Raw genomic sequence first — 24,497 nt, forward strand, 5'->3', positions numbered from 1 at the left:
TATTCAGGCGAACTTGCACATATTCTCTTGCTGAGTCGGAGCGAGCGTCTCCAGACTGTCGCCAGCATCCGGTACCGGCTTGCTGGTGGTCATGAAGTCGAATTTCCCGGCATCCTTGTCGGTATTCGGCGTCACGATATACATCTCGTACATCAACTGGTGATCCCAGGGGCGGAAGTAGCCAGGCCGATCGCGAAGGACATCGAACTTCACATCCGACTCGAGGTAGGCGATGACTTTTTCACTGTCGACCGATTTCGTCTTTTCCATTGCTTCCGCAAGGATCTTGATGGCCAGGTAATCGTTGACCGCCTGGTTCTCAGGCAGTTTGTTCCAACGTTTCTGGAACTTTGCAACGAAATCTTTCGCTGACGCTGCCTGAACCTGATGAGTCCAAATAATTGGCCATATGCCGCTGAATCCCGACTTGCCCGCACCCCAGATGCTGGTCATGTTCATGTCGGCCCCTGCGAAAGGGATGTCGATGTTGAACTCGTTGTATTGTTTGGTGAAGTTGGTGGTCTGGTTGCCTGCAAGGTTGCTGATCACGATATCCGGCTTTTGCTGACGTATCTTCAACAACGATGCGCTGAACTCGGTCGCGTCGGTGGGCAGATTGTCGTTGGAAATGAAAACGCCGCCATGTTCGTCCATGAATTTCTTGGTTTGCTTGAACAGGTCATGACCAAAGGCGTAGTCGGCCGTGAACGCCATCCATTTCTTGCCTTTCACCATGCCGTCCCGCAATAGCGCCTGTCCCACGGTGCGCACATACATGGTGTTGCAGGCTTCAAGATGGAACATATAGCGGCTGCAGTTCTTGCCGCGCAACTCATCGGAATTGCAACCTGTCTGAAGAAACACGGTCTTGGCTCGCGTGGCCACTTGTGAAATCGCCAGCCCGGATGCCGAACTGATCTCGCCCACGATCGCGTTGACCTTGTCGCGCTCAACCATGCGCTGCGCCTTGGTGGAGGCGGTTTGCGGGTTCACACTATCTTCCGTCAGCAATTCGAACTTGCGGCCCATGACGCCGCCCGCGGCATTCACCTCCTCGACGGCCAACGTGGCCCCCAACACGGCGTATTCACCCATGGGTCCAAGAAAGCCGGTACGCGGAGTAAGGTGGCCAATACGAATGGGACTTGAATCCTGGGCACGCACGAGTGCCGGCGATACCAATCCCGCCGCCATCGCCGCGGAACCTTGAAGCAACAAGCGCCGTCGGGATGCTGACACTGCCGATTTTTTCGTAGTCATCGATGTCTCCTGGAGTTTGTAGGGTGTTGTTTCCCGTTATACTAGCAACTGAGATCACAGATCACAGTAAGTAATAACCCTAGAATTCCAGACTCATGCAGACACTTCTACAGCCCGCCCCTCGCAGAGAGACCCTCGGCGCTAACGTGCTGTTTCAAATCAAGGACCTGCTGCTCAGCGGTCGGCTTATGCCGGGCGAGCAGCTCTCGTTGCGTTCAACCGCTGAAGCCCTAGGAGTCAGCGTAATGCCAGTTCGCGAGGCGGTATATCAGTTGGTTGCCGATCAGGCGCTGGAAGTGGCACCCAACCGTTCCGTCAGGGTGCCCACGATGACGGGAAAACAGTTCAAGGAAATCACCGAGATCCGTTTGCAGATCGAGGGTTATGCCGTGGAGCAAGCCGCGCTGAAGGCCACGCCCGCGCTGATCCGGTCGCTAAAACGCCTGAACAAGACGCTTGCAAAGGAAATGGACTTTGCTGACAGCGACAGGGCCTCGATCGTGATGATCAACAAGGAAATTCATTTCTCGATCTACGAGGCGGCGGAAATGCCCATGCTGGTAAAGATTATTGAAACCCTGTGGCTCAGGATCGGTCCCATTTTGAATTACGACCTTCGTGCCGGATCCGAACGAACTCAAAAGAAAACGGCGGTTGGCCATCACGACAGAATGATTGCCGCCCTGGAACAGGGCAAACCTCTTGAAGCCCGGCAGGCGCTGGACAGCGACATAAAAGGTGCCTTCGACTATATTTACGCCAAGCAATTTTCATGAAGCCGCCGCCATGCCAGACACCGCACTCCAGCCGGCACTACGTACGTTTGTGCGCAGTCTGCCCAAGGCTGAGCTCCATCTCCATATTGAAGGATCGCTCGAGCCGGAGTTGATGTTCGAGCTGGCAAGACGCAACGGCGTCGACCTGCCGTATGCCAGTGTCGACGCGTTGCGGCTTGCCTATGCCTTTGATAGCCTGCAGTCGTTTCTGGACCTGTACTACGCCGGGGCCGGCGTATTGATCACCGAACGCGATTTTCATGACATGACCATGGCCTATATGAACCGGGCCAAGGAAGACGGCGTGGTGCACGTCGAGATCATGTTCGACCCGCAAACCCATACGGCGCGCGGCGTGGCCATGGAAACTGTTTTCGCCGGCATGGCGCGCGCACTGCGCAAAGTCCGCTCGTCCATGGGGATCACCAGCTACCTGATTTTGAGCTTCCTGCGCCACCTGACCGAAGCGGACGCCATGGCTACGCTGGAAGCCGCCCTGCCTTTGCGTGAACAATACAAGGACCTCTGGATCGGCATAGGACTGGACTCGGGAGAGCGCGGCAATCCACCTGGTAAATTTGCGCGTGTATTCGCCCGCTGCAAAGCGCTGGGCTTTCGCCTGGTGGCTCACGCGGGCGAGGAAGGTCCCGCCGACTATGTGCGTGATGCCCTGGACCTGCTGCAGGTGGAACGCATCGACCACGGTGTCCGCAGCGAGGAAGACGCATTACTGCTGCAGCGGCTGATCGACCAGCAAATACCTCTAACGGTATGTCCGTTTTCAAACCTGAAACTGCAAGTCATCAAGAGCATGCCGCAACATAATCTGGCACGCCTGCTGCGGCTGGGGGTAATGGCTACTGTCAATTCAGACGACCCGGCGTATTTTGGCGGCTACGTGGTTGACAACTATATTGCCTGCGCCGAACACCTGGGTCTAACCCGGCACGAGCTTGTCGTGCTGGCGCAAAACAGCATAGCGGCATCGTTCTTGCCGCCAGAGCAAAAGAACGAGCACTTTCAAGCCTTGTCTGCGTACGTAGCGGAAAACCCGGCTCCGTACATGCAAGGCCCATAAAAAAAACCCGCCTCGCGGCGGGTTCTTCTGAATCAAGAGAAGCTTAGATGGCTTCGATTGATTTGGCTTGCGGGCCTTTTTGGCCTTCGGCAGCGACGAAAGAAACACGTTGGTTTTCTTCCAGCGACTTGAAGCCCGTACCGACGATGTCGGTGTGGTGCGCGAACAAGTCCTTGCCACCCGATTCAGGCTTGATAAAACCAAAGCCCTTTTCGTTGTTGAACCATTTTACAATACCGATTTCTGTTTGCATTTTTTTGCAATCCCTAAAAAAAACGAGCGACATGCCCTATAGAAGACCGTCAAGGTGTAGAGATTTGAACAAAAAAATACTGTTTCCTGGTACTTCACTTGCACTAACTTCAACGTACTTGAAAATCTAACCGCTAATACTAGCATCGTAAATTAACACTGTCAAATGAAAATACCATTATCCAGAGACTTTTATAACAGGGACACCACACAGGTCGCCCAAGATCTACTCGGAAAGCTGCTGGTACATCACATTGACGGCGCCGAGCGCGTCGGAAAAATCGTCGAGGTGGAGGCCTACCTGGGACCGCATGATCTGGCTGCACATACCTCCAAGGGCATTACGCCGCGCACCCAGGTCATGTACGGCCCACCTGGCTTTGCCTATGTGTACCTGATATATGGAATGCACCATTGCATGAATGTTGTGACCGAGCCGGACGGCACCGGCGCGGCGGTGCTGCTGCGCGCACTGGAACCCATAGCCAACCTATCGGATAACACCAAAGGTCCAGGCCGCCTGTGCAAAGCCATGGGCATAGATCGCAGCCATTATGGCCATGACCTGATCAGCGAAAACTTCTACATCACGGACGCGCCAGAGGCCGAAACAATAGAAATCGTGCAGCGCCCCCGCATTGGAGTGGATTATGCCGGGGAATGGGCCGGGAAACTATTACGCTTCTATATCGAGGGCAATCCGTATATTTCAAGGAAGTAGAGGTTGGAGGCTTCAATCAGCCACGCACGCCATACAGACGAAAAAAAACCGCCTAAAGCGTTGAAGGCTTTAGGCGGTTTTGACCAACTGACTACATTGGTAAATTCTGGCGCGGCTGGCAGGATTCGAACCCACGACCCCTTGGTTCGTAGCCAAGTACTCTATCCAACTGAGCTACAGCCGCTTTGGAAGAGGCGTAACTATAACATAGTTTTCTTGACGCGTCGTGCAGGCGGCAGGCGATGATGGGTAGAATAGTATTTTCGCCACGGACGACAGCATGAGTTCACCCCGCGCTGCTTACTCTTATGACTACTCGCGCATTGAGACCGTCATTTCAGGTTTTGTCCCGGATTGGCGTCTGATGGCCTTCGATGCCGTGGTTGCCATCGCGCGCGGCGCGTTGACCCCCGGCGTCATGGTCTCTACCAGCCTGGATGTCCCCCTGCATGCCTTGGCCTACGCACGTGCCACCCGGCAGGTCTCCTGGTATACCGTCGATCGGCCCGGCCCCAATAGTCGCATCCTACTCGTCGAAGATATTGCCGGACGCGGCACCACCTTGTCGGACAGTGCGGATTATTTGCGCAAGCAAGGTCACGACATATCCATCTTCACCCTGGCCTATGACAGCGAATCACGGATCAAACCGGATTACGGGGTGAAGATCCCGTCGGGCTTTCGGGCCTGGTTTCCGTGGGAAAGGGAATCCATCACGCCATCGTTCGATATCACCCTGAATTGCCCGGAGCGTCCCGGTTTCGACTACGCGTCATGGGCTATCGATCTGGACGGCGTGCTGCTCATGGACTTGCCCGAACACGATTACGCGCAGTCGCTGCATGAAACCCTGGCCCGCCGCGATGTGCTGCTTCCCAGCACGAGCCTTCCGCAACTCGACCTTGGTACGATCACCATTATTACCGGGCGTCCCGAGCAGGATCGCGAACGCACGCAATGCTGGCTGGACCGTCATGGATTTCACGGGGCCTTGATCATGCGCGACGAGGCACGGCACACGCCAGAGCAAAGCGCGGCGCACAAGGCGGAAGCGATTCTGGCACGGTGCCACACACACTTTGTTGAAAGCGACCCCAGGCAGGCGCTCGCCATTGCCAGTCTGGCGCCCGTCGCGCGCGTAGTGTGGTGGGATGGCTGCAAAGCGCTGATGGTCTATGCCAACGCGATCGAACAACTCGACATGGCCTGATAAACCTTCAGCAGTCACTGCATAAATCAAATCAATCCGCCGATGATTTTGGTTAAGATGCGATATTCGATAAAAAAGATGGCGGGGATGACCCTGTGCCAGACAAAAACCAAGGAGATGTTTCTTGCCCAACCCATCCAAAATCACCTGCGTGGAAGACTTTCGTCGGCTCGCCGAGCGGCGAGTACCACGAATGTTCTACGACTATGCCGACTCTGGTTCCTGGACGGAAGGCACGTACCGCTCCAACGAAGCTGATTTTCACAAGCTGAAGTTTCGCCAGCGTGTGGCCGTGGACATTGAAAAACGTACTCACCGCAGTTCGATGATAGGCATCGATGTCGCCATGCCAGTGGCCATCGCGCCCACCGGCCTGACCGGCATGCAGCACGCCGATGGCGAAATCCTGGGTGCCAAGGCGGCCGAAAAATTCGGCATCCCGTTCACCTTGTCGACCATGAGCATTTGTTCCATCGAGGATGTCGCGGCACACACACACAAGCCATTCTGGTTCCAGCTGTATGTCATGCGTGACCGGGATTTCATCGAACGCCTGATCAATCGCGCCAAGGCTGCCAATTGCTCGGCCCTGGTATTGACGCTGGACCTGCAGGTATTGGGGCAACGCCACAAAGACATCAAGAACGGTTTGTCCACACCGCCGCGCCCCACTCTGGCCAATCTCATCAACCTGGTCACCAAACCCAATTGGTGCCTGGGCATGCTGGGAACCAAGCGTCGCAGCTTCGGCAATATCGTCGGGCACGCCAAGGGCGTAGGCGATCTATCTTCCCTGTCGTCATGGACGGCCGAGCAATTCGATCCCGCACTTAGCTGGAAAGATATTGAATGGATCAAGAAATGCTGGGGTGGAAAGCTGATACTCAAAGGCATCATGGATGCCGAAGACGCGCGCCTGGCTGTCGACAGCGGAGCCGATGCCCTGATCGTGTCCAACCATGGGGGCCGCCAGCTCGACGGGGCACCTTCCTCCATTTCCGCCCTGCCCGCAATTGCCCATGCCGTCGGCAAAGAAATCGAAGTGTGGATGGACGGCGGCATCCGTTCCGGTCAGGATGTACTCAAGGCCATTTCACTCGGCGCCAAGGGCACCATGATAGGACGTCCTTTCCTGTATTCGCTGGGTGCGATGGGTGAAGCCGGTGTTACGCGCTGCCTTCAAATGATCGCCAACGAGCTGGACATCACCATGGGATTCTGCGGCCATACCGACATCCATAATATCGACCGTTCAATTCTGTTGAACGGCGATATCTTTGACCGCCCCTGACCCGCCGGCTCCCTTCCCAGTCTAGCGTGCTGTTTGGTTAGCCAAACAACGCGCTAGGCCGACGGGCTCACCAGCTCAGGCGTGAGGCGCGCCCTGCCCGGTTCGACCGATGTGAGCGGATCGACCGCCTGCATGGTTTGCAGACAACGGCGGGTAAGCATCTGGTATTGACGCGTGCCAAATGCCTTGTTCGCCACTTCAGCATCGCTCAGTTCGCGCAATATACGTGCCGGAGCCCCTACCACCAGACTACGCGGCGGCACTGCCAGGCCTGTTTTCACAAACGCCATGGCCGCGACGATACTGGAATGCCCGATGACGGCCTGGTCCATGACCACCGCATTCATGCCCACCATTGCGTTGCGCTCGATGGTACAGCCGTGCAACACAGCACCATGCCCGATGTGGCCATCGATCTCGACGATCGTGTCATTACCGCCCACGCCGTGAATGACGCAGGTGTCCTGTACGTTGGAACCTTCCTTCAATTCGATACGACCGAAATCACCTCGCAAACTGGCCAGCGGACCAATATAGACACCCGGGCCGACAATGACGTCGCCGATGAGGACCGCCGTGGGATGCACGTAGGCGGAAGGATGAACCACGGGAACGATGCCATCGATGGCATAGACTTTGAACATGCGGAAGGTCTCCGAGATTTTTATACCTGTTTGCGCAACTGTCGTTCAATTTACCAGCGTGCCTGCCTTATGGACAAGGCTTTCTACCCGTCCGCCGCGGATTCGGTCAGATCGAACGCTAAACATGGTCGATCCAGAGCGCCGAATCCGCAACTACCTTTTATAAGTGATCATTACGCACATCCAGTGCATCACGCAGCCCATCGCCAATGAAATTGAAGCTGGTCACCGCAATGGTGATGGTGATGCCCGGTACGATGGCCAGCCATGGCGCGGTCGCCAGATATTGCTGCGCGCCGTTCAGCATGTTGCCCCAGCTTGGCAGTGGCGGCTGGATCCCGTAGCCGAGGAAGCTGACATAAGCTTCGAGCAGGATAGCGCGTGCCACAGTGAGGGTGGCGGCCACAATGATCGGGCCCATGACATTGGGCAGAATCTCGCGAAACATAATGTGGCGGCTGCTTAGCCCCAGCATCAGCCCTGCCTGCACGAACTCCCGCTCGCGCAGGGAGCTCACTTCGGCCTCGACGATACGGGCGACCTCCATCCAGCTGGTGACGGCAATGATCACAGTGATCATTGTCGGACTGGGCTTGAGCAGTGCGGCAAGCGCCAGCACGAGGAAAATCGAGGGAAAAGCCAGGAAGGCATCGACCATCCGCATCAGCGTCGCCCTCAGCCAACCGCCGCGATAGCCCGCAATCACGCCCACTGCGGTACCGATGATCGTCGAGAGAATCATCGCCGAGAAGCCGACCAGGAGCGAGATATTTCCGGCCTCCAGTAAACGCACAGCCTGGTCGCGACCCAGAGGGTCGGTACCCAGGTAGTGTTGCCCGGTAAGGGGAGGAGCGAAGCGCGCGCGCAGGTCGATGTAAAGCGAGTCGTAAGGCAGAAGCCAGGGGCCCACAATACAAGCCAATGTCAGCCCAGTAATCATGAAGATCCCGACCAGGGCCAGACGATGACGGGCGAACCGGCGCACGGCCCGGCTCTGCCACCAGCGACTGTGGTTCGACGATGTTGCAATAGCAGTCATAACAGTCTCCTGATTAAGGGGTCAGGCAAGGCGGATACGTGGATCGACCATCGCCACAATGACGTCGGCGATCAGGTTTCCAAGCAGGGTCAAAACGGCGGAGAGCATCAGAAGCCCCATCACCACCGGGTAGTCGCTGTATCCGAGGCTGTCGAGAAACAGCCTTCCCATTCCGGGCCAGGTGAAAACCGTTTCGGTTACCAGCGCGCCGCCGAGAATGGTGGGTAATTGCATTCCCGCCAGCGTAATCATGGGAAGCAGAGCATTGCCCACCACGTGCTTCATCACGACTCGACGCTCCCGCACGCCCTTGGCCCTGGCAGTCTTGATGAAGTCCTGGTTGATCACATCAAGCGTCGCCGAGCGCATGTAGCGGCTCCAGGTGGCGATGCTGACCAGGGAGAGAACGAGGCTCGGTAGAACAAGGTGATGCAGGTAATTGAGCACCGATTGATCGCCGATGGTGTACATGTTGCCCGCGGGCACCCAGCCCAGCTTTAGCGAGAATACATAGATACCGACAAGACCGAACCAGAAAGTCGGGATGGAAAGCGCAATCATGGCGCCAACGGTAGCGGTGTAGTCGAAGCCCGAATAACGGTGCGTCGCGCCACGGATACCTATCCACGTACCGATGGCGATGGAAATGGCGGTCGATGATCCCATCAGCAACAGCGTGGCAAACAGATGTCGACCGATCACCTGCAGGACCGGGACGCCGTCGCGAAAAGAGGTGCCCCAGTCTCCTCGCAGCATTCGCCACGCCCAGTCGAAATATCGCAGAATCAGCGGTTTGTCCAGGCCAAGCTGACGGGTCAGGCGGTCGATGTCTGCTTGCGTCATGCTGGCGTCGAGTGCAAATTGCGATAATGGACCGCCGGGTATCATGTTTAGCACCGTGAAGCCGATGATAGATACGATCACCAGCAGGATAATGCTCTGCCACAAGCGATTAAACAGAAATCCGGCCATTCAGCCCCCATCGGGATTACAGGACTTTGAAAGAAATACCCGGGCACTGCGCTTGCCCGGGCGACGCATACGATCAGGCCTTACGGGACCAGCCCGCTGCATGCCAGGACTCGCTGCGGGTGTTGCTGTTGCTGACCACGCCCTTGATGTCCGACTTCCAGCCTTGGACGGAGTTCTCTGAAAACAGGGGCAGAAAGGGCAGATCGGCGCGCACTGTATCCTGAATTTCCCTGTAGATCTCAATTCGGCGTGCCTGGTCGAAGCTGCGGGCACCTTCTTCCAGCAGCTTGTCCACTCGCGGATTGCTATATTGCGCGGTGTTCGAACCTCGTCCGCCTTTGGCCCGAATTGCACCGCTATGGAAGCGGTTGAATACATCCGGATCAGCCCCGACCAGATAATTGATGCCCACCACGACAGAATCGAATTGCGACAATGTCCAGAAATCCCCCCAAATCACAGCGGCGGGCAGGTTCGAGATGGTCATCTCGATGCCGATCTCCTTCAGTGTTTGCTGGACAAATTGCTGCATCTGTTCGCGCAGATGGTTGCCCGTCGTGGTTGAATTGGTAAACGAAAGCCGCACGCCATCCTTGGCGCGGATTCCGTCACGCCCCTTCACCCAACCTGCGCTGTCAAGCAGCTTTGCTGCCTTTTGAAGACTGAACTCGTGCTTAGGCAGGTCTTTGTTGTAGTAGATCGAGCCGCGCGGCATGTAGGATTCGACGGGCTCGGGCAGGCCATAGTAGAGCGCATCGATGATCGACTGCTTATCAATGGCTGCATAGATTGCTTGGCGCACGGCCAGATCTTTGAAGACCGGACGTTCCAGATTGAGGTAAATCTGTTCGACGGCCGGCGCCGGTTGCAACTGGACCACCCGGTTTTTAAGCGTCTTCGCCTCGGCATAATTGTCGGGGGTGATATATTGGCGCCCCACAAGATCGATGTCGCCGCTCTTGAACTGGGTGTAAAGCACTGTCAGGTCAGGAATATATTTGAAGACCAACTGCTCGATATAAGGGCCTTCGCCGTGGTAGTTGGCATTGGCAACCAGATTGATATGGTCGCCAGCAACGCGTTTACCCCATTTGAATGCGCCGGTACCAATCGGCGCTTGATTGAAGGCGGCGGCGTTCTTGTCTGCCTCGCGCTCGAGTACGTGCTTGGGAACGATGAAAGTTTCGGTAAGGAAGGAAAGATACGGCGCAAAGGGCTCTTTCATTCGCCAGGTCAGCTCGTTCGGCGAGACCACGGCAATGTCGTATACGAGGTTATGTCCGGCGGTGCGCCAGCTACGGAAGTTTGGATCGACGATCAATTCAAGCGTGAACTTGACGTCTTCGGCGGTCAGCGGGGCGCCATCATGCCATTTCACATCGTCACGCAGCTTCACGCGCCATTGCAGACCATCGGCGGAAAGCCCGCCATTTTCCTGGCTCGGCACCTCGATGGCGAGGTTTGGCACGATGGATCCGTCCGGCATCGTTCTGAACAACGCGTCGAAAACCGAAAAGTGGATGCCATCATCAACCTCAATCTTCAACATCAGCGGGTTGAATACGGTCGGCTCCTGCGACAAACCGACGATGACCCTGCCAGAAGGTGCTGCTGGAGGGGTTTGGGCAAAAGCGGGCTTGCCCAACAAGTACGGGGCAAACAAACCCGCTGCACCGGCAACACCCATAATTTTCAGGGCTGAACGGCGGGTTGTTTTCGGGATAATTGGGTCAGTCATGAGACGATCTCCTTTATACGGCCTTGTTGATACAGCAATTACTCAGTCACGCGGCCCTTCTGGCCTGCTCCTTGCCCGGTATGGCAGAAACCAACTCCCGGGTATAGGCGGACTTCGGGGCGAGGAAAATCTGCGAGGGCGGCCCTATCTCGACGAACTTACCCTTTTGCATCACGGCAATCTCGTCGCAGATCTGGCTGGCAACGCGCAGATCATGGGTGATGAAGACCATCGACACACCCGTCTCGCGCTGCACTTGGTCGAGCAACTCCAGAATTTGCGCCTGGATCGAAACATCGAGCGCAGAGACGCACTCATCGGCCACAAGCAACTTCGGCCTGAACATCAGTGCGCGGGCAATGCCAATGCGTTGGCGCTGTCCCCCGGAAAATTCGTGCGGATAGCGCCGGAAGGCTCCGGCATCGAGGCCGACATGCGATAACAGCGCCATCGCTTCTTCGCGGGCCTGGGGGTAGGCGGTACCGTGCGCCACCGGACCGACGGTCAGGATATGGCCGATAGTCGAGCGTGGATTGAGCGAGGCAAAGGGGTCCTGGAAAATCATCTGGATCTTTGGGCGCAGCGCGCGAAAAGTACCTTCTGCCATCTGCGCGATATCGGTGCCCTCGAAAAATATGCTGCCACTATCGCTTTTCATCAGTTTGATCAGCAGCCGCCCGAGTGAAGTTTTGCCCGAACCGCTCTCGCCCACCACGCCAAGGGTTCGGCCGGGTTTCAATTCAAAGGAGACGCCGTCGACTGCCCTGCTCAAGCGCTCGCTGCCTAATAAACGGCTGCCGCTGCTATAGGTCTTGACCAGATGCTCAACCTTGAGGATAGGCGATGTTGACGTTTCGGGCAGCACCCGGTCGGTGCCGGTCAGCTCCGGCACCGATGCGATCAAGCGCTTGGTGTAGGGATGGTCTGGATTTTTCAGCACTTTGTCGACAGATCCCTGCTCGACGATTTTGCCCTTTTCCATCACGACGACGCTGTCTGCGATCTCCGCGACCACACCAAAGTCATGAGTGATGAACATGACGCTCATCCCCTTGCGACGCTGGATATCGCGGATCAGATTCAGTATCTGTGCCTGCGTGGTCACGTCGAGAGCGGTGGTCGGCTCGTCTGCAATGAGCACTGCTGGCTCCATTGCCAGCGCAATCGCAATCATCACCCGCTGCCGTTGCCCGCCTGACAGGCGGAATGGGTACTGGTGATACATCAGTGCGGGGTCCGGTAAACCGACTTCGGCTAATAGCTCAAGACTGCGGCCCTTGCGGCTCTCTGCGGTGCCTTCACCGTGAGCCGTCATTGCCTCGGCGATTTGGGCCCCCACTGTCATCAAGGGGTTCAATGCCGAAAGCGGGTCCTGGAAGATCATGGAAACCACCCGTCCGCGCAGGTTTCGCAGGTGTTCAGGGTCGGCATCAAGGATTTCGTTATCGAGCAGCTTTATCGAACCTTCAGTCACGCGGATCACCTTGGGCAGCAGACCCATGATCGCATTGGCCGTCACTGATTTTCCCGAGCCCGATTCTCCGATGATGCAGAGTATTTGCCCTTTCAGAAGATCGAAAGAAATTGCGCTGACGGCGTGGGCGCGCTCCATACCGGGAGGCAGGCTGACTGAAAGATTGCGCACCGAGAGCATGGCTGCGGGGGTCGTGTTGCCTGCCGGTATAGAACCCACTGTGCTCTCCTATGGTGTCATGGTGACTGAAAAATTTAATATATATTAAAAATTGCTGTAAGGTCTAATTAAACTCAACACGCTCGAAAATATGGCGCAACGGTAGCTTTTCTGCATTAATATGCATTTTTTATGGGCTTTTCAACAATTCGGACGCTCATAAGGTGGTTATGATTTCTCATGAGACTCAACACGTTTATGTTGAAAATTTCTCAGGAATATTTCATTATATTGTTTGACCGCCATTTTCTGTCAATAGGGAATTTCAGCACCACCATGCGAAGAGACACGGAACCGCGCTTTACTGCTACGCCACCCCCAGGGGTGTCCGAATTTCAGCTTGGCGCCAATCTCCGGAAGCTGCGCAAACAGAAGGGACTGTCGCTCCAGAGTCTTGCGCAGGCCTCGGGGGTCTCGGTGGGGATGATCAGCCAGGTGGAGCGGGGCATCGCCAATCCATCGATGCGACTCCTGACCTCTCTGCGGCGGGCACTGAACATCTCAATGCAGGAATTGTTCGGAGAGACCGGGAACGAAATTCCTGTGACCAGTGACCCGCAATTCGTACGCCGCCGCGCGCAGCGCCCCGTGATCGATTTGGGCATCCTGCACAAGGAGCTCCTGACCCCGCCGGGCCGCCAGCATCTGCAAATCATGATCCTGCGGCTGGAGCCGGGCGGCGAATCCGGCGGGAAGGCACTCAGCTATCCGGCGGAAAAAGGCGGGCTCGTCCTGTCCGGCAAGGTGATCCTGAGCGTCGATGATGTAGCCGCCGAACTAGAGACGGGTGACAGCTTCGTTTTCGACAGTAACCAACCGCACTCCCTGCGCAACACTAGCGACACATCGACAGAAGTCCTCTGGATCATCGGGGCGGTACAGTTCGACCGCCACTTATAGCCCCCCTCACCGCAAAAAGGAAAGTCCGTCATGCAATCATCCCGAATTGCCGAAAAGAGTACCCCCTACTGGTGGGAAGCCGCGCCAGTTCAGCCGCTGCCGGAACAGCCGCTAGCTAAACAGGCGGATGTGGTCATCGTCGGTGCGGGCTATGCCGGGCTGACCGCGGGGTTGACGCTCGCACGGGCGGGCCGTTCGGTCGTTGTATTGGACAAGATGAACCCTGGCGAGGGCGCCTCGTCGCGAAATGGCGGCATTACCAGCGGCAACATCCGGCTCGGTTATGCCGAACTGGTACGGAAATACGGCGAAGACCACGCCAACGCCATCGAGGCCGAAGGCAAGGCCGCGCGCGAATTTATCTATGACTTCATCCGCAGCGAAGGCCTGGACTGCGATTTCAACCTAACCGGCCGCTTCTACGGCGCCATAGGCAAAGAGCAGTACGAGACGATGGCCCGCGGCGCCGAGAAACTGCAGAGGACACTCGGAATCGAATCCTATGCTGTCCCCCATGCCGAACAACGCCAGTATCTAGGCACGGATTACTATCGCGGCGGCACAGTACGCATGGACATCGGCGGGTTGCATCCAGCGAAGTACCATGCCGAGATCCTGCGCATCACGCTGGCGGCGGGCGTCACGGTGCACTCCAATACAGCGGTGAAATCCATCACGAAGGACGCCACGGGCTTTCGGGTCGAAACTACGGCGGGCACGATTACCGGCCGACAGGTGCTGATCTGCACCAATGGCTATGCCGATGGCGCCGATCCCTGGCTACGCCGTCGTCTGGTGCCGGTGCGCAGCCGTATCATTGCTACTGAAGAACTGCCACCCGAGCTGATGATGAAGCTGATGCCGCGCAAGATGATGTGTGGTGAGAGCAAGGTTCTTGGCTATTATTACCGCCCTTCCCCAGACGGCAAGCGCATCCTGCTGGGTGGCCGCGATGCCTCGCAAAGCGGCGATCCGGCAGCACCGACTGTCGCGCTGCGAGATGGGCTGATCAATCTTTTCCCGGAACTCGCGGATGTGAAAATCAGCCACAGCTGGTTCGGCAATGTTGCCATGCACCGCGACATGCTGCCACGAATCTTCGAGCACGAGGGCCTGACCTATGCCACGGGCTTTTGTGGTTCTGGCGTTGTCTGGGCACCCTGGATTGGCAGCCGTGCCGCACACAAGCTCTTGGGCGACGATCAGCGCAAGTCGGCTTTCGATTTCCGGCCAATGTCTTCCATCCCGTTCTATGCCGGCCAGCCCTATTTCATGCCAGCCTTCATCCAGGTGTATCGGTTGCAGGACCGTATTGCGCTGGCACGCGCCACGCGCTAGACCCTTTTTCTGCCGCCGTTCCTCGCAAGAGATCGGTGGCCTCGATCCAGCAAGGATATCTGATGACGCTCCTCATGCTTTCCTACCCTGAACGCGTCGAGGTTTTTCGCCGCAGCTTCGCCCGTGACCTGCCGGAAGTGCCTTTCGTCAGCGATGCCACGCAGGTCGACCCGCGCGAGGTCCGCTATCTGATAACCTGGAATTACCCGGATGATATGGCCGAGCGCTACCCAAACCTCGACGTTATTTTCTCGGTTGGGGCTGGAGTCGATCAGATGACGCAGGCACCAATCCCGCCGGGCGTGAAACTGGTCCGCATGATCGAAAGCGGCCTGACCAGCCTGATGCGGGATTATGTGGTGATGAGCGTGTTGGCTCTGCATCGCCGCCTGCCCGCCTATATCGAGCAGCAGCGGCGCCGAGAATGGATCAATCTGGATTTCACCTGGGCTGACCAGCGCCGCGTCTCGGTACTGGGTCTTGGAGAGCTCGGGCAGGCGTCGCTCAACGCGCTCAAGCCTTTCGGTTTCCGCCTGGCTGGATGGAGCCGCAGCCCGAAGGCGATCGAGGGTATCCGCTCATATCATGGTCCCGAAGGACTAATGGCGATGCTGACTGAAACCGACATCCTGATTTGCCTGCTGCCGCTCACCCCAGAAACCCGGCACATCCTGAATGCCGACCTCTTTGCGCAGCTACCCCGAGGGGCCTCGCTTGTTCAGGTGGGCCGGGGCGGGCATCTGGATCAGGAAGCGCTACTTGCGGCGCTTAATGCTGAACACCTGGAAGCGGCATTCATCGATGTGACCGACCCCGAACCTCTACCCCCCCACCACCCGCTCTGGTCGCACCCCAAGGTGGTGCTGACACCGCATGTGGCCGCCCATACCCGCGCCGAAAGCGCGGCCGAAGCGACCATTGCCAATCTGCGCCACATCCTGGCGGGCAAGGCGCCGAAAGGACTCGTCGACCCACAACGTGGATATTGAGGCTCCTTTTGCCCGTGCCTTTTCCGCTACTGGTCCAGGAGCTTTCCAAAATAAATAAACCCCTTGAAGTTCCAGTGTCTTCTGGAACTTCAAGGGGTTTAGCACATCTTGGCGGAGACGGAGGGAAACTGGCCGTTAAAATAAAAACCGTTTAAAAACATCGCTTAGAATGACACCCAAGTACCCCTTTGTACCCAAGCGCAGTCGTAAGTTTGTACCAAATGCGGAATCAACGCAACCACACTATCCAGTTTTAGCGGCAAACCTCGCAGCGTACTGAGACTCCAGCCGAGCGGTCTAAAATCTTGCAATAAGCCTTATATTGTGTAATACTAAGTGTTATATAAATCTTGCTAAGGCAGCTGTATGAGGGTTTTCAAGAATGCCTGGTTTGAGCGTTTTGCCCGAAAACAGGGCATCACTGAGAAGGCGCTTTTGACAGCCATTATCCGCGCCGAACAGGGGCTAATCGACGCTGATCTAGGCGGTGGCGTCATCAAGCAGCGTGTGGCACGCCCTGGGCAGGGTAAGTCGGGCGGTTTTCGGACCATTATTCTGTACCGCACGACAGAGCGCGCTTTCTTCGTCTATGGGTTCTCTAAGAACGAACGCGACAATATTGACGATGGCGAGGAAGTTGCATTCAAGAAAGCGGCCGGGTATGTGCTGGGTCTTTCAGACACTCACCTGGCCGAGCTGATCGATCAGAAGCAATTTACGGAGGTACACGATCATGACGAAGAAATACCGGAATGAAGCCTACGCAGCCATCCATGAAACGATGGAAGCGCTGCACGAAGTCGGAGCCATCGACAAGCAGACCATGCGCGAGTTCGACGAAACCTGCCTGACGCCGGCGCGGCCCATGGCACCTGAAAGTATCCGCGCCCTGCGCGAACGCGAACACTTGTCGCAGCCCATTTTTGCCCTTTACCTCAACGTCAGCAAGAATCTTGTCTCTGATTGGGAGCGCGGCGTCAAGAAACCGGGCGGCCCTGCCTTGCGCCTATTGACCGTAGTAGAAAAGCACGGTATCCAGGCCATCGCCTAGGAGTGGACCGATCTCGGCCCCGGTGCCGGGATAGAAGTATTACATGAGCGGCAGCGCTCAAAGTAACCGATCAAACTAAATCAGCTATTGATAATAGGTCACGTCGTTCCTGGTTATCAAGCCATATCAGGAAGCTTCTATCAACAATATTTAGTCTGAGATTGGTTTGGTCATAATCCAAAATCATGGGCTTTATGTCTTTCTTAATTTGAAGCGCTGCGGTGGACTGCAGAGCTTGTGTAACGTTGCCCTGATTCAAATCCTGGCCTCTTGGATGGTGCTCACGCAGCATTTCCCTAATGTCCTTTTGCCTGATCCCCCTACCGAGTTGAAGAGTGTCTGTCACTAGTATCGGATAAAGCAACCAACGATGCATTTCAAGCTCCGTGGCTTGAAAACCGTCCGCAAACTGCGTGATGAATGAGTTAAATCTGCCCGACTGTTGGCCAACAACATTTTGGATTATTCCTTTTGCGTCGATACCCTGACCAATAACACGCGTCTGCGCCTGCTCTTTGGTCACGCCTTGCTGTATGCAGCATCTATGACACACCTCTTGAACAATACTCACGCTGCTAAAACAGTTATCCAGCAGGTTTTCCTTAAAAGACTTATCAAACTCAATATTCAATAAGCGGGCGCCGCTATCAATGACTTCCTCCAATTCGTTCCTGTTCCATTTGTCTGCGTCAATGGAGAGCACCCTTCCGGTCAGATCCCCGTTGTACACAGTAAGCTTGTTTTCATCGAGCCAGACGCCGATAACTATGAAGCACAATTTCGAGTTTTCATGAAAAGCTTTTAACGCGACGGAGAAGTCTTTTTGCGTTTCAACCGGAAGATAATGAAAATCCTCCAGAACAATAAATTTTTCGAAGTCTACGGAATTCAAGGCAGTAATTATGTCGTTAACGTCTTCTGGGTCCAGCTCTAAAGGCTTGGTTTCCACAACTGTTTTTTTCTCACGTTCACCTGAATATTCGCCGGAGGCTTGAGCGCCAAAAAATTTGGCGGCAATTTTTGCGACTATCTTATTCTTACCGGATTGGGATTTCTCGTTGGACAAAGTGATTTCAAAACCGCATTTTTTTAGGATTGCGGAATGCAAATCATTGAGTTGCCATTTGTTAGAGCAATGCACGACTATATAGTCATCGTCGCTGAGACAATGTTTTCTCAAGCTCGTCTTTCCTTGCTTGGAGCTTCCGTATATAACCAAGTGCCGGTCTCGCCCTAAATTCCCAACCAGAACTTCGTCGGCAGATGCACGGGAGACATAGTTCAATGGGAGTTCTCTGCTTATCCCGAATACCTCGTCGGTCAAAATCTCCATCACTCTTCCTCAAAATAAACACTTAATAATTGCTTTTCAAAACCTACGCACAATAATGCGCTACGCTACTTTACCTTCCTTTTCTTCCGGGCAACGAAAAACCAATGCCATTCCTACCTCATAGCTAATACGCCAGATTGCTCGAATGGAGGCGGCTCCATATCGCCCTCCAACTAAAACCCTACGCAGCCGCCAAGGTACGGGAGACTTTAGAGGACGAGACAGGGCTTTGCGACCGCGTCGTCAACCGGTGAGTCGTCCGCACCTCCCAGGGGTCAAGATTCAACTGCCGTTGACAGGTGTGATCCTCATACCGAGTACGGTATGCCGGAATACATACAAAGCAGCTAATACACCGTCCTCCTTCGGATAGCCTGCCGGAAGTAATACGGTTAGCATCTCTCAGATATCCAAACAACAACCCTCAATTCGACCGGCTACCAGCCGGTAGTGGCGCTCGCCGCGCGAGCCAGCATTTGCAATCAGTGCATATCGGGCTGTCTGTTCCCATTGCCATGAATGCGTCGCCCAAAACGCCGACTGTACCGCCAACCGTGCCCGCTGCCCTGGCTTTCGCGGCATAAACGGTTTCCTCCCCGCTTGGCGGGCCCCTTCCATATATTCCACGGTCCTGTTCATCAGCCCCGGCCAGCAGTTCAGCACGGCAAGGCGACGAACTCACGGCAACGGCGGCAACACCGCAGGAACCGTATTACTGCGAACGCCGAAAACCTAAGATCAGGCTCGGAATCTTCGGCCTCGGTCAGCAGGAAAACAAACCGGCAATTGAAGGATAGGACAATGGAAAACGTTAACCACACTGCAGCTTTGGGCTATGACAACATGAACGCGAGGCAGACGCTTTATGTGCGCAGTCCATCAGGACGATATCGTGCCGCGACCGATTCGCACGTGCTCGCCGCCGCGCGGATCGCTGCCGAAAGTCTGATTAGTGATCGGGATGCAATGGGGAACCCGGAAACCGTCAAACGGTATTTTCAGTCGAAACTGTCAGGCATGCGGCACGAGGTTGCCGCTGTGCTGTATCTGAACAGCCAGTTTAAGGTGATCCGTTACATGGAAATGAGCCATGGAACATTGACTCAGGCTAGCGTATACCCGCGCGAAATCGTTAAGACTGCCCTACGCCTGGACGCCGCTGCAATCATCATGTCACACAACCACCCAAGCGGCACACCCGAGGCTAGCGAGGCCGATCTTGCTTTGACGCGGCACTTAAAGCATGCCTTGGCGCTGATTGATGTTCGATTACTGGACCACATTATTGTGACCGGACAGACCACTAATTCGTTATCACAAGCCGAAGCCAATGACCTCTCGCATCTGAACTTCGCGCAGATGCTGGCCGAGCACGAGATTGCCGAGCGCACGCGCAGCCGCATCAGCCGGCACCATCGCCAAGCAGGCTTGCCTCTGGAGAAACACCTGGAAGACTTCGACTACCGGCACCAGACGACAATCACCAAGCGCCAGGTCAAGCCCCAACATTGCAAGGCTCATTGCCTCGGGCCAAATTGGCCGACCACTGCCGCAAAAATTTCGAAAAGCCGAACATCGCTCCACATAACGACGAGGCCTCCCACATACGGAGGCCCTTTGTCACTTAATGTTCAGAATGCGCGGGTAATTAGGCTATTAAGGAGAAACTTACTTAGCAAGACTGCCGGCCGGACCAGCTGGCACGGGCAACATTACACCGTAATTCAATTCCTTCAAACGGACCACCATGTCAGCCAATTTAAGCAGCATGGTTTCGTCTTCGTACCCGTCGGCAACCTCATTGTCCGACTTCTCGTGATGGCCGCTGATACACCGGAGGTTCACGCTGTTCTTTCGTCCATGAGTAAGCAACGTGTGGCGGAATGTGTGCGATCCACGCACCGCATTGCCCAACTCGTTGGCGACACCATGAATACCAATACTACGCAAATAATTCGCTACCCACTTACCGGGCGCAGCACCTGCATCGCCTTGGGTTGGAGCCCATGATGGAAAAAGCCTCCGTGCGCCTTTTTTCCTTAAAGACTCCAAATAACCTGGAAGCCCTATGCGGACCAGCTCCGCATGCATCGGAATCGTGCGCGGCTTACCCGTCTTCACCGACTTAATAACATCCGGGTCCGATTTAGCACCCACCTCGTCGGTAATTCGCAACCACCAGATACCATTCTTTTCGCCCCAGTCATATTGGGGATTGAGCTGACAAATTTCCCGCACCCTCGCACCGGTATACAGTTCAATCGCAAGAAGCCAAAACTTATGTACCTTTTCAGGACTGCGCACGATTTTCTCCATCCGGCTATTGAAGAAGATCGACTGAATCTCATGCGTCCGCAGAGCACGTTGTTTGCGCTCAACCTTGGTGCGAGAACCCAAATAACTGATATTGGTCGTTAGCGCCGTAGGAAACCCAACGTCTTGCCAATCTGCTACCCCACGCTTGATAAACGTGCGCAGTGACGAGCAATACGTGCCCTCATACGTACTCAACGCCAAGGTTTCAGGCCATTCCTGGCTGGCCAGCAATCGTATGCTCTTGTTATCTCTTTTTCGCAGCTCCGACCAACGCGGCGGAAGCTTCTGCACGGTCAACAGAAAGTCCTTCACATGGGATTGTCGCAGCTCCGTAATGGGCATATCGCCAACCACTTCAAGAAACGCCGGGAGCACAAAACCGTGCTTTTCGTTCACAGATCGCTTTTCTGGTGGCAGATTCGCAAGAAACTCGTTGATCGCCGCTGACAGCCGAAGCACGTCTTGCGTCGGCGCAGGTTCCAGTGCAGGGCGCTTGAGCGTCATGCCCGAAAATGCCGCTGGCGAATTCTTACCTAAATACTCTGATTCCAGGGTGTCTAGCGCATCACGATAAGCGGATGCATATTCAATTAGAAGCATGCGTTCTTCTTGCGACCCGCGCAACGCTTGTGCGAGCTGATAGCCATTACGTTTGAGTGTGCTGGTCAACATACCCGACCACCCCTCAACGGCTATCTTGTCGCCATTACGTGCCATAGCGGCCCAGTTTCTGATCCTTTCTATCTCTTGTAGTTTCTCGGGCACGTTTATCGCTTCACGCCCACGATAACGCTGATTTTTATCGCCATGGCGCACCTGCTCGATAACCGTAGTGTGCAATTTCGCGATGAAGTCGGAGTCGATTTCGTGAACCTCAGTCAACAACACATTCGGTGCACTCGCCTGCCTTGCTTCGCCGGTGACGACTGGCTGACTGGTATTACTGGCGCGAGCGGCTGCAATTTGCCGGTCAGTTTCGACGGCAAGCTCTCTGCAACGTTGACTAGCTACCTGAAAATTTCCGCCGAGCGCAAGCTTGAACTCTCGCTTACCGATGCTAGTGCGAACATCAGCGGGCACACCGCGTCGAAACTGATAACCTGTTCCGCGCGGGTTCTTAGACATGAACTGTGGCATGGTGATTTCGTCCATGGCCGCATTCCCTTCCTTCTTTGCGGTCTGTACCGCTTTTTGTACCCGCTTTTGTACCATACAAAAAATAAACCCCTTGCAATTCCAGCATCTGCTGGCATTTCAAGGGGTTTGGCACATCTTGGCGGAGACGGAGGGATTCGAACCCTCGATGCGGGTATAAGCCGCATGCTCCCTTAGCAGGGGAGTACCTTCAACCACTCGGCCACGTCTCCGAACAGGCCGCCATTCTAGCACGATAAAACTTCATTTTTTCCGATGCCCCGCCTGCAAGGCTCGATCATCAGAAAATTCGTCGCTGAATGGCAGTTTAAAACACTAGAAAATCAACGCAACGACGCTTACGGCTTCGCTACCTGGCCGTTCTCGGAATCAAGTCCAAAGGCCTTGTGCAAGGCGCGCACTGCCAATTCCATGTACTTGTCGTTGATGATGACCGAGGTCTTGATCTCGCTCGTGCTGATCATTTGTATATTGATGCCCTCTTCTGACAAGGTGCGGAACATCAGGCTTGCGACGCCTACGTGACTGCGCATGCCGATACCGACGATGGAAACTTTGCACACCTTGTCATCGGAAACGATCTGGCCTGCGCCGACGGCGGGCCCGATCTGGTTATTCAGGAGATCCAACGTGCGCGCGAAGTCGTTGCGATTCACGGTGAAGGAAAAGTCTGTGGTGCCCTGCACGGACTGATTCTGCAGGATCATGTCGACATCGATGTTGGCCGCGGCAACCGGACCAAGAATCGAATAGGCCACACCCGGGGTGTCTGGTACGGCCAGCAGGGTAACTTTGGCCTCGTCACGGCTGAAGGCGATGCCCGATACAACGGCGGCTTCCATTTTTTGATCTTCCTCGAAAGTGATAAGGGTGCCCGAAGCCATTTCTTCTTCGAGCGGAATCAGGGGGTCAGTGAGTGACGACAGGACGCGCACAGGCACGCGGTACTTGCCGGCGAACTCGACGGAACGGATCTGGAGAACCTTGGATCCAAGCGACGCCATCTCCATCATCTCTTCGAACGAAATGACTGACATGCGCCGCGCTTCAGGCACGACGCGCGGATCGGTCGTATACACGCCGTCGACATCGGTGAAGATGAGGCATTCGGCAGCGCCCATGGCGGCCGCTACGGCGACTGCCGATGTATCGGAACCACCCCGCCCGAGTGTCGTGATGTTGCCATCGTCGTCGATACCTTGGAACCCGGTCACGATGACGACGCGACCTGACTCCAGGTCGCTGCGGATCCGCGCATCGTCGATGGACTTGATGCGCGCCTTGGTAAACGATGAATCGGTACGTACGGGTACTTGCCAGCCGGTGTAGCTGCGTGCCGGTACGCCTTGCGATATCAGCGCCATGGCCAGCAGCGAGCTGCTGGCCTGCTCGCCAGTGGAAGCCAGCATATCGAGCTCGCGCGCGTCGGGTTGCGGGGAAATTTCCTTGGCCAGCCCCAGCAGGCGATTCGTTTCACCTGACATGGCGGAGGGAACCACAACGACCTGATGGCCTGCTTCATGCCATTTGGCAACGCGTCGTGCCACGTTCTGGATGCGCTCGACCGAACCCATGGACGTGCCGCCGTATTTGTGAACAATCAGGGACATCTTCTACTCTGTATTAAAGGGACACTGTCAGATAGACAAAGTCTATTAGTTTAACGTTTTTCAACATTACTGTTTTCTGTCGACAGGAAAACAGGGCCGGTCGGGTCGATGTCGAGCAGCACCCGCCCCTGGACACAACGTATCCATACCGCGCCGTGCTTTACCTGCATCTGCCGGTCGTGGCCCATGGCGTGAAGGCCGCGCAACTGACGCATGACATCCTGCAATCGTGCGTCGGTCGGCATGCGCAACCCATGCAGCGCGAGCCAATAACGCAACACCAGGGCCTGGCGCGCCTGCGACAACTGGCGCCATCCGGCCAGCGCAAAGCTTCCGGCATTGTCTGTCGGTGACAGCCCGGCAAAATCCTGGGCAGCAACCTCATCCAGCACCTCCTGAACTTGGGCGCTTTGACGCGCATGGCGCACGACATTGCGCTGCCAGCCTGGCCAGCGTTCGTTCAACGCCGGCACCAGGCGCTCACGCACGGCCGCGCGCGTGTACTTGTCGTTGACATTACTGGGATCATCCACCGGCGCCCAGCCGCTGACCGTAAAGAACTGACTGGCCTGCTCAAGTATGGCCACCCTATCGATATCGAGCCAGGGCCGCAAATACGTCATTCCATGGCGTTTCATGGTGGGCGCCATGGCAGCCAGGCCGGTCGGGCCAGACCCGCGCAACAGGCGCAACATTACGGTTTCCGCCTGATCGTTGCGATGATGCGCCAGCAATATATGTTCGACATCGGTCTGGACGGCCATGGAACGCAGGGCTTCATAGCGTGCATCGCGCGCCGCCGCCTCCATGCCCACGCCGGCGGACATATCCACGCGTACCAGCATGCTGTGACACGGTATCTGCAACCAATGCGCCAAATCATGAACGTGGGCCTGCCACTGTGCGGCAGGTTCTTGCAGACCGTGATGCACATGAAAGCAATGCAAGGTCAACTTCCTGCGGCGGGCGAGGATGGCCGCGTGCACGGCCAGCATCGCGGAATCGGTGCCGCCGCTGAGCGCCACGGCAATCCGTTCGGACGGCTGCGGCAAGGCAGTCAATGCGTCAGCCACGGCCCGGAGAAGGCTGGCCGAACCGAAGCCCTTCCAGAAATCATCACTGGGCATGGCG

21 protein-coding genes, 2 tRNA genes and 2 pseudogenes are annotated in these 24,497 nt (G+C 55.9%); 12 read left to right on the top strand and 13 right to left on the bottom strand.

Annotated elements, in window-relative coordinates; translation table 11 throughout:
* Positions 1–3: 3 nt before the first annotated feature.
* Positions 4–1,260 carry an ABC transporter substrate-binding protein gene (locus tag CR155_RS03180; RefSeq protein ID WP_102068552.1) on the bottom strand — a complete coding sequence of 419 codons (1,257 nt, stop codon included), beginning with the start codon at positions 1,258–1,260 and terminating at the stop codon, positions 4–6.
* Between the two features lie 95 nt (positions 1,261–1,355).
* On the opposite strand from CR155_RS03180, the gene CR155_RS03185 reads away from it, so the two are divergent.
* Together CR155_RS03185 and CR155_RS03190 are read left to right on the top strand one after the other, a co-directional pair.
* Positions 1,356–2,036 carry a GntR family transcriptional regulator gene (locus CR155_RS03185; RefSeq protein WP_102068553.1) on the top strand — a complete coding sequence of 227 codons (681 nt, stop codon included), beginning with the start codon at positions 1,356–1,358 and terminating at the stop codon, positions 2,034–2,036.
* Positions 2,037–2,046: 10 nt separating this feature from the next.
* Positions 2,047–3,114, top strand: a complete 1,068-nt coding sequence (locus CR155_RS03190; protein WP_102068554.1) for an adenosine deaminase — start codon at positions 2,047–2,049, stop codon at positions 3,112–3,114.
* Positions 3,115–3,157: 43 nt separating this feature from the next.
* Here CR155_RS03190 and CR155_RS03195 read toward each other — a convergent pair whose 3' ends face one another.
* Positions 3,158–3,367, bottom strand: coding sequence for a cold-shock protein (locus CR155_RS03195; RefSeq protein ID WP_102068555.1), 210 nt, complete (start codon positions 3,365–3,367; stop codon positions 3,158–3,160).
* A 165-nt stretch (positions 3,368–3,532) separates the two neighbouring features.
* Here CR155_RS03195 and CR155_RS03200 point away from each other — a divergent pair, with 165 nt between their 5' ends.
* Complete coding sequence (locus CR155_RS03200) at positions 3,533–4,087, top strand: DNA-3-methyladenine glycosylase (RefSeq protein ID WP_102068556.1); 555 nt, start codon at positions 3,533–3,535, stop codon at positions 4,085–4,087.
* A 107-nt stretch (positions 4,088–4,194) separates the two neighbouring features.
* On the opposite strand, the gene CR155_RS03205 is transcribed toward CR155_RS03200, so the two are convergent.
* Positions 4,195–4,271 (bottom strand) — tRNA-Arg (locus tag CR155_RS03205).
* Between the two features lie 96 nt (positions 4,272–4,367).
* On the opposite strand from CR155_RS03205, the gene CR155_RS03210 reads away from it, so the two are divergent.
* Together CR155_RS03210 and CR155_RS03215 are read left to right on the top strand one after the other, a co-directional pair.
* Positions 4,368–5,297: a phosphoribosyltransferase family protein gene (locus CR155_RS03210; protein WP_102068557.1), complete on the top strand. Its 930-nt coding sequence runs from the start codon at positions 4,368–4,370 to the stop codon at positions 5,295–5,297.
* 124 nt (positions 5,298–5,421) lie between these two features.
* The gene (locus CR155_RS03215; protein WP_102068558.1) at positions 5,422–6,588 is read left to right on the top strand and encodes an alpha-hydroxy acid oxidase; all 1,167 of its coding nucleotides are present in this window, start codon (positions 5,422–5,424) and stop codon (positions 6,586–6,588) included.
* A 53-nt stretch (positions 6,589–6,641) separates the two neighbouring features.
* On the opposite strand, the gene CR155_RS03220 is transcribed toward CR155_RS03215, so the two are convergent.
* From CR155_RS03220 to CR155_RS03240, 5 genes are all read right to left on the bottom strand, one after another.
* The gene (locus tag CR155_RS03220; RefSeq protein WP_102068559.1) at positions 6,642–7,232 is read right to left on the bottom strand and encodes a phenylacetic acid degradation protein PaaY; all 591 of its coding nucleotides are present in this window, start codon (positions 7,230–7,232) and stop codon (positions 6,642–6,644) included.
* A gap of 160 nt (positions 7,233–7,392) precedes the next feature.
* Positions 7,393–8,271, bottom strand: a complete 879-nt coding sequence (locus tag CR155_RS03225) for an ABC transporter permease (RefSeq protein ID WP_102068560.1) — start codon at positions 8,269–8,271, stop codon at positions 7,393–7,395.
* A 21-nt stretch (positions 8,272–8,292) separates the two neighbouring features.
* Complete coding sequence (locus CR155_RS03230) at positions 8,293–9,243, bottom strand: ABC transporter permease (RefSeq protein ID WP_102068561.1); 951 nt, start codon at positions 9,241–9,243, stop codon at positions 8,293–8,295.
* 73 nt (positions 9,244–9,316) lie between these two features.
* Entirely contained in the window at positions 9,317–10,891 is a 1,575-nt protein-coding gene (locus CR155_RS03235; protein WP_199171662.1) for a peptide ABC transporter substrate-binding protein, read from the bottom strand.
* Positions 10,892–11,027: 136 nt separating this feature from the next.
* Entirely contained in the window at positions 11,028–12,635 is a 1,608-nt protein-coding gene (locus CR155_RS03240) for a dipeptide ABC transporter ATP-binding protein (protein WP_102068789.1), read from the bottom strand.
* A 219-nt stretch (positions 12,636–12,854) separates the two neighbouring features.
* On the opposite strand from CR155_RS03240, the gene CR155_RS03245 reads away from it, so the two are divergent.
* The 5 genes from CR155_RS03245 (at position 12,855) to CR155_RS03265 (ending at position 16,952) form a co-directional block, all read left to right on the top strand.
* Positions 12,855–13,574 carry a helix-turn-helix domain-containing protein gene (locus tag CR155_RS03245; protein WP_233213870.1) on the top strand — a complete coding sequence of 240 codons (720 nt, stop codon included), beginning with the start codon at positions 12,855–12,857 and terminating at the stop codon, positions 13,572–13,574.
* A gap of 30 nt (positions 13,575–13,604) precedes the next feature.
* Positions 13,605–14,912 carry an NAD(P)/FAD-dependent oxidoreductase gene (locus CR155_RS03250; protein WP_102068563.1) on the top strand — a complete coding sequence of 436 codons (1,308 nt, stop codon included), beginning with the start codon at positions 13,605–13,607 and terminating at the stop codon, positions 14,910–14,912.
* Positions 14,913–14,974: 62 nt separating this feature from the next.
* The gene (locus CR155_RS03255) at positions 14,975–15,901 is read left to right on the top strand and encodes a 2-hydroxyacid dehydrogenase (protein ID WP_102068564.1); all 927 of its coding nucleotides are present in this window, start codon (positions 14,975–14,977) and stop codon (positions 15,899–15,901) included.
* Positions 15,902–16,267: 366 nt separating this feature from the next.
* Positions 16,268–16,657: a type II toxin-antitoxin system RelE/ParE family toxin gene (locus CR155_RS03260; protein ID WP_102068565.1), complete on the top strand. Its 390-nt coding sequence runs from the start codon at positions 16,268–16,270 to the stop codon at positions 16,655–16,657.
* Positions 16,635–16,952, top strand: a complete 318-nt coding sequence (locus CR155_RS03265) for a helix-turn-helix domain-containing protein (protein WP_102068566.1) — start codon at positions 16,635–16,637, stop codon at positions 16,950–16,952. The genes CR155_RS03260 and CR155_RS03265 overlap by 23 nt, the downstream gene beginning before the upstream one ends.
* 70 nt (positions 16,953–17,022) lie before the next feature.
* On the opposite strand, the gene CR155_RS03270 is transcribed toward CR155_RS03265, so the two are convergent.
* Positions 17,023–18,285, bottom strand: coding sequence for a hypothetical protein (locus CR155_RS03270; RefSeq protein WP_102068567.1), 1,263 nt, complete (start codon positions 18,283–18,285; stop codon positions 17,023–17,025).
* Between the two features lie 801 nt (positions 18,286–19,086).
* Here CR155_RS03270 and CR155_RS03275 point away from each other — a divergent pair.
* Positions 19,087–19,605, top strand: a pseudogene (locus tag CR155_RS03275) (JAB domain-containing protein); the annotation flags it as partial.
* Positions 19,606–19,644: 39 nt separating this feature from the next.
* Positions 19,645–19,725, top strand: a pseudogene (locus CR155_RS21320) (hypothetical protein); the annotation flags it as partial.
* Between the two features lie 228 nt (positions 19,726–19,953).
* On the opposite strand, the gene CR155_RS03280 reads toward CR155_RS21320, so the two are convergent.
* The 4 genes from CR155_RS03280 to tilS form a co-directional block, all read right to left on the bottom strand.
* Positions 19,954–21,753 (bottom strand): DUF6538 domain-containing protein, encoded by a 1,800-nt coding sequence (locus CR155_RS03280; RefSeq protein ID WP_233213873.1) that lies wholly within the window; start codon positions 21,751–21,753, stop codon positions 19,954–19,956.
* A 122-nt stretch (positions 21,754–21,875) separates the two neighbouring features.
* A tRNA-Ser gene (locus CR155_RS03285) sits at positions 21,876–21,968 on the bottom strand.
* A gap of 126 nt (positions 21,969–22,094) precedes the next feature.
* The gene (locus CR155_RS03290; protein WP_102068569.1) at positions 22,095–23,366 is read right to left on the bottom strand and encodes an aspartate kinase; all 1,272 of its coding nucleotides are present in this window, start codon (positions 23,364–23,366) and stop codon (positions 22,095–22,097) included.
* Between the two features lie 50 nt (positions 23,367–23,416).
* On the bottom strand, positions 23,417–24,493 hold the full coding sequence (tilS, locus tag CR155_RS03295; RefSeq protein ID WP_102068570.1) for a tRNA lysidine(34) synthetase TilS: 1,077 nt from the start codon (positions 24,491–24,493) through the stop codon (positions 23,417–23,419).
* Positions 24,494–24,497: the final 4 nt, after the last annotated feature.

It is taken from the genome of Pollutimonas nitritireducens, from assembly GCF_002849615.1.
Taxonomy (GTDB): Bacteria; Pseudomonadota; Gammaproteobacteria; order Burkholderiales; family Burkholderiaceae_B; genus Pollutimonas; species Pollutimonas nitritireducens.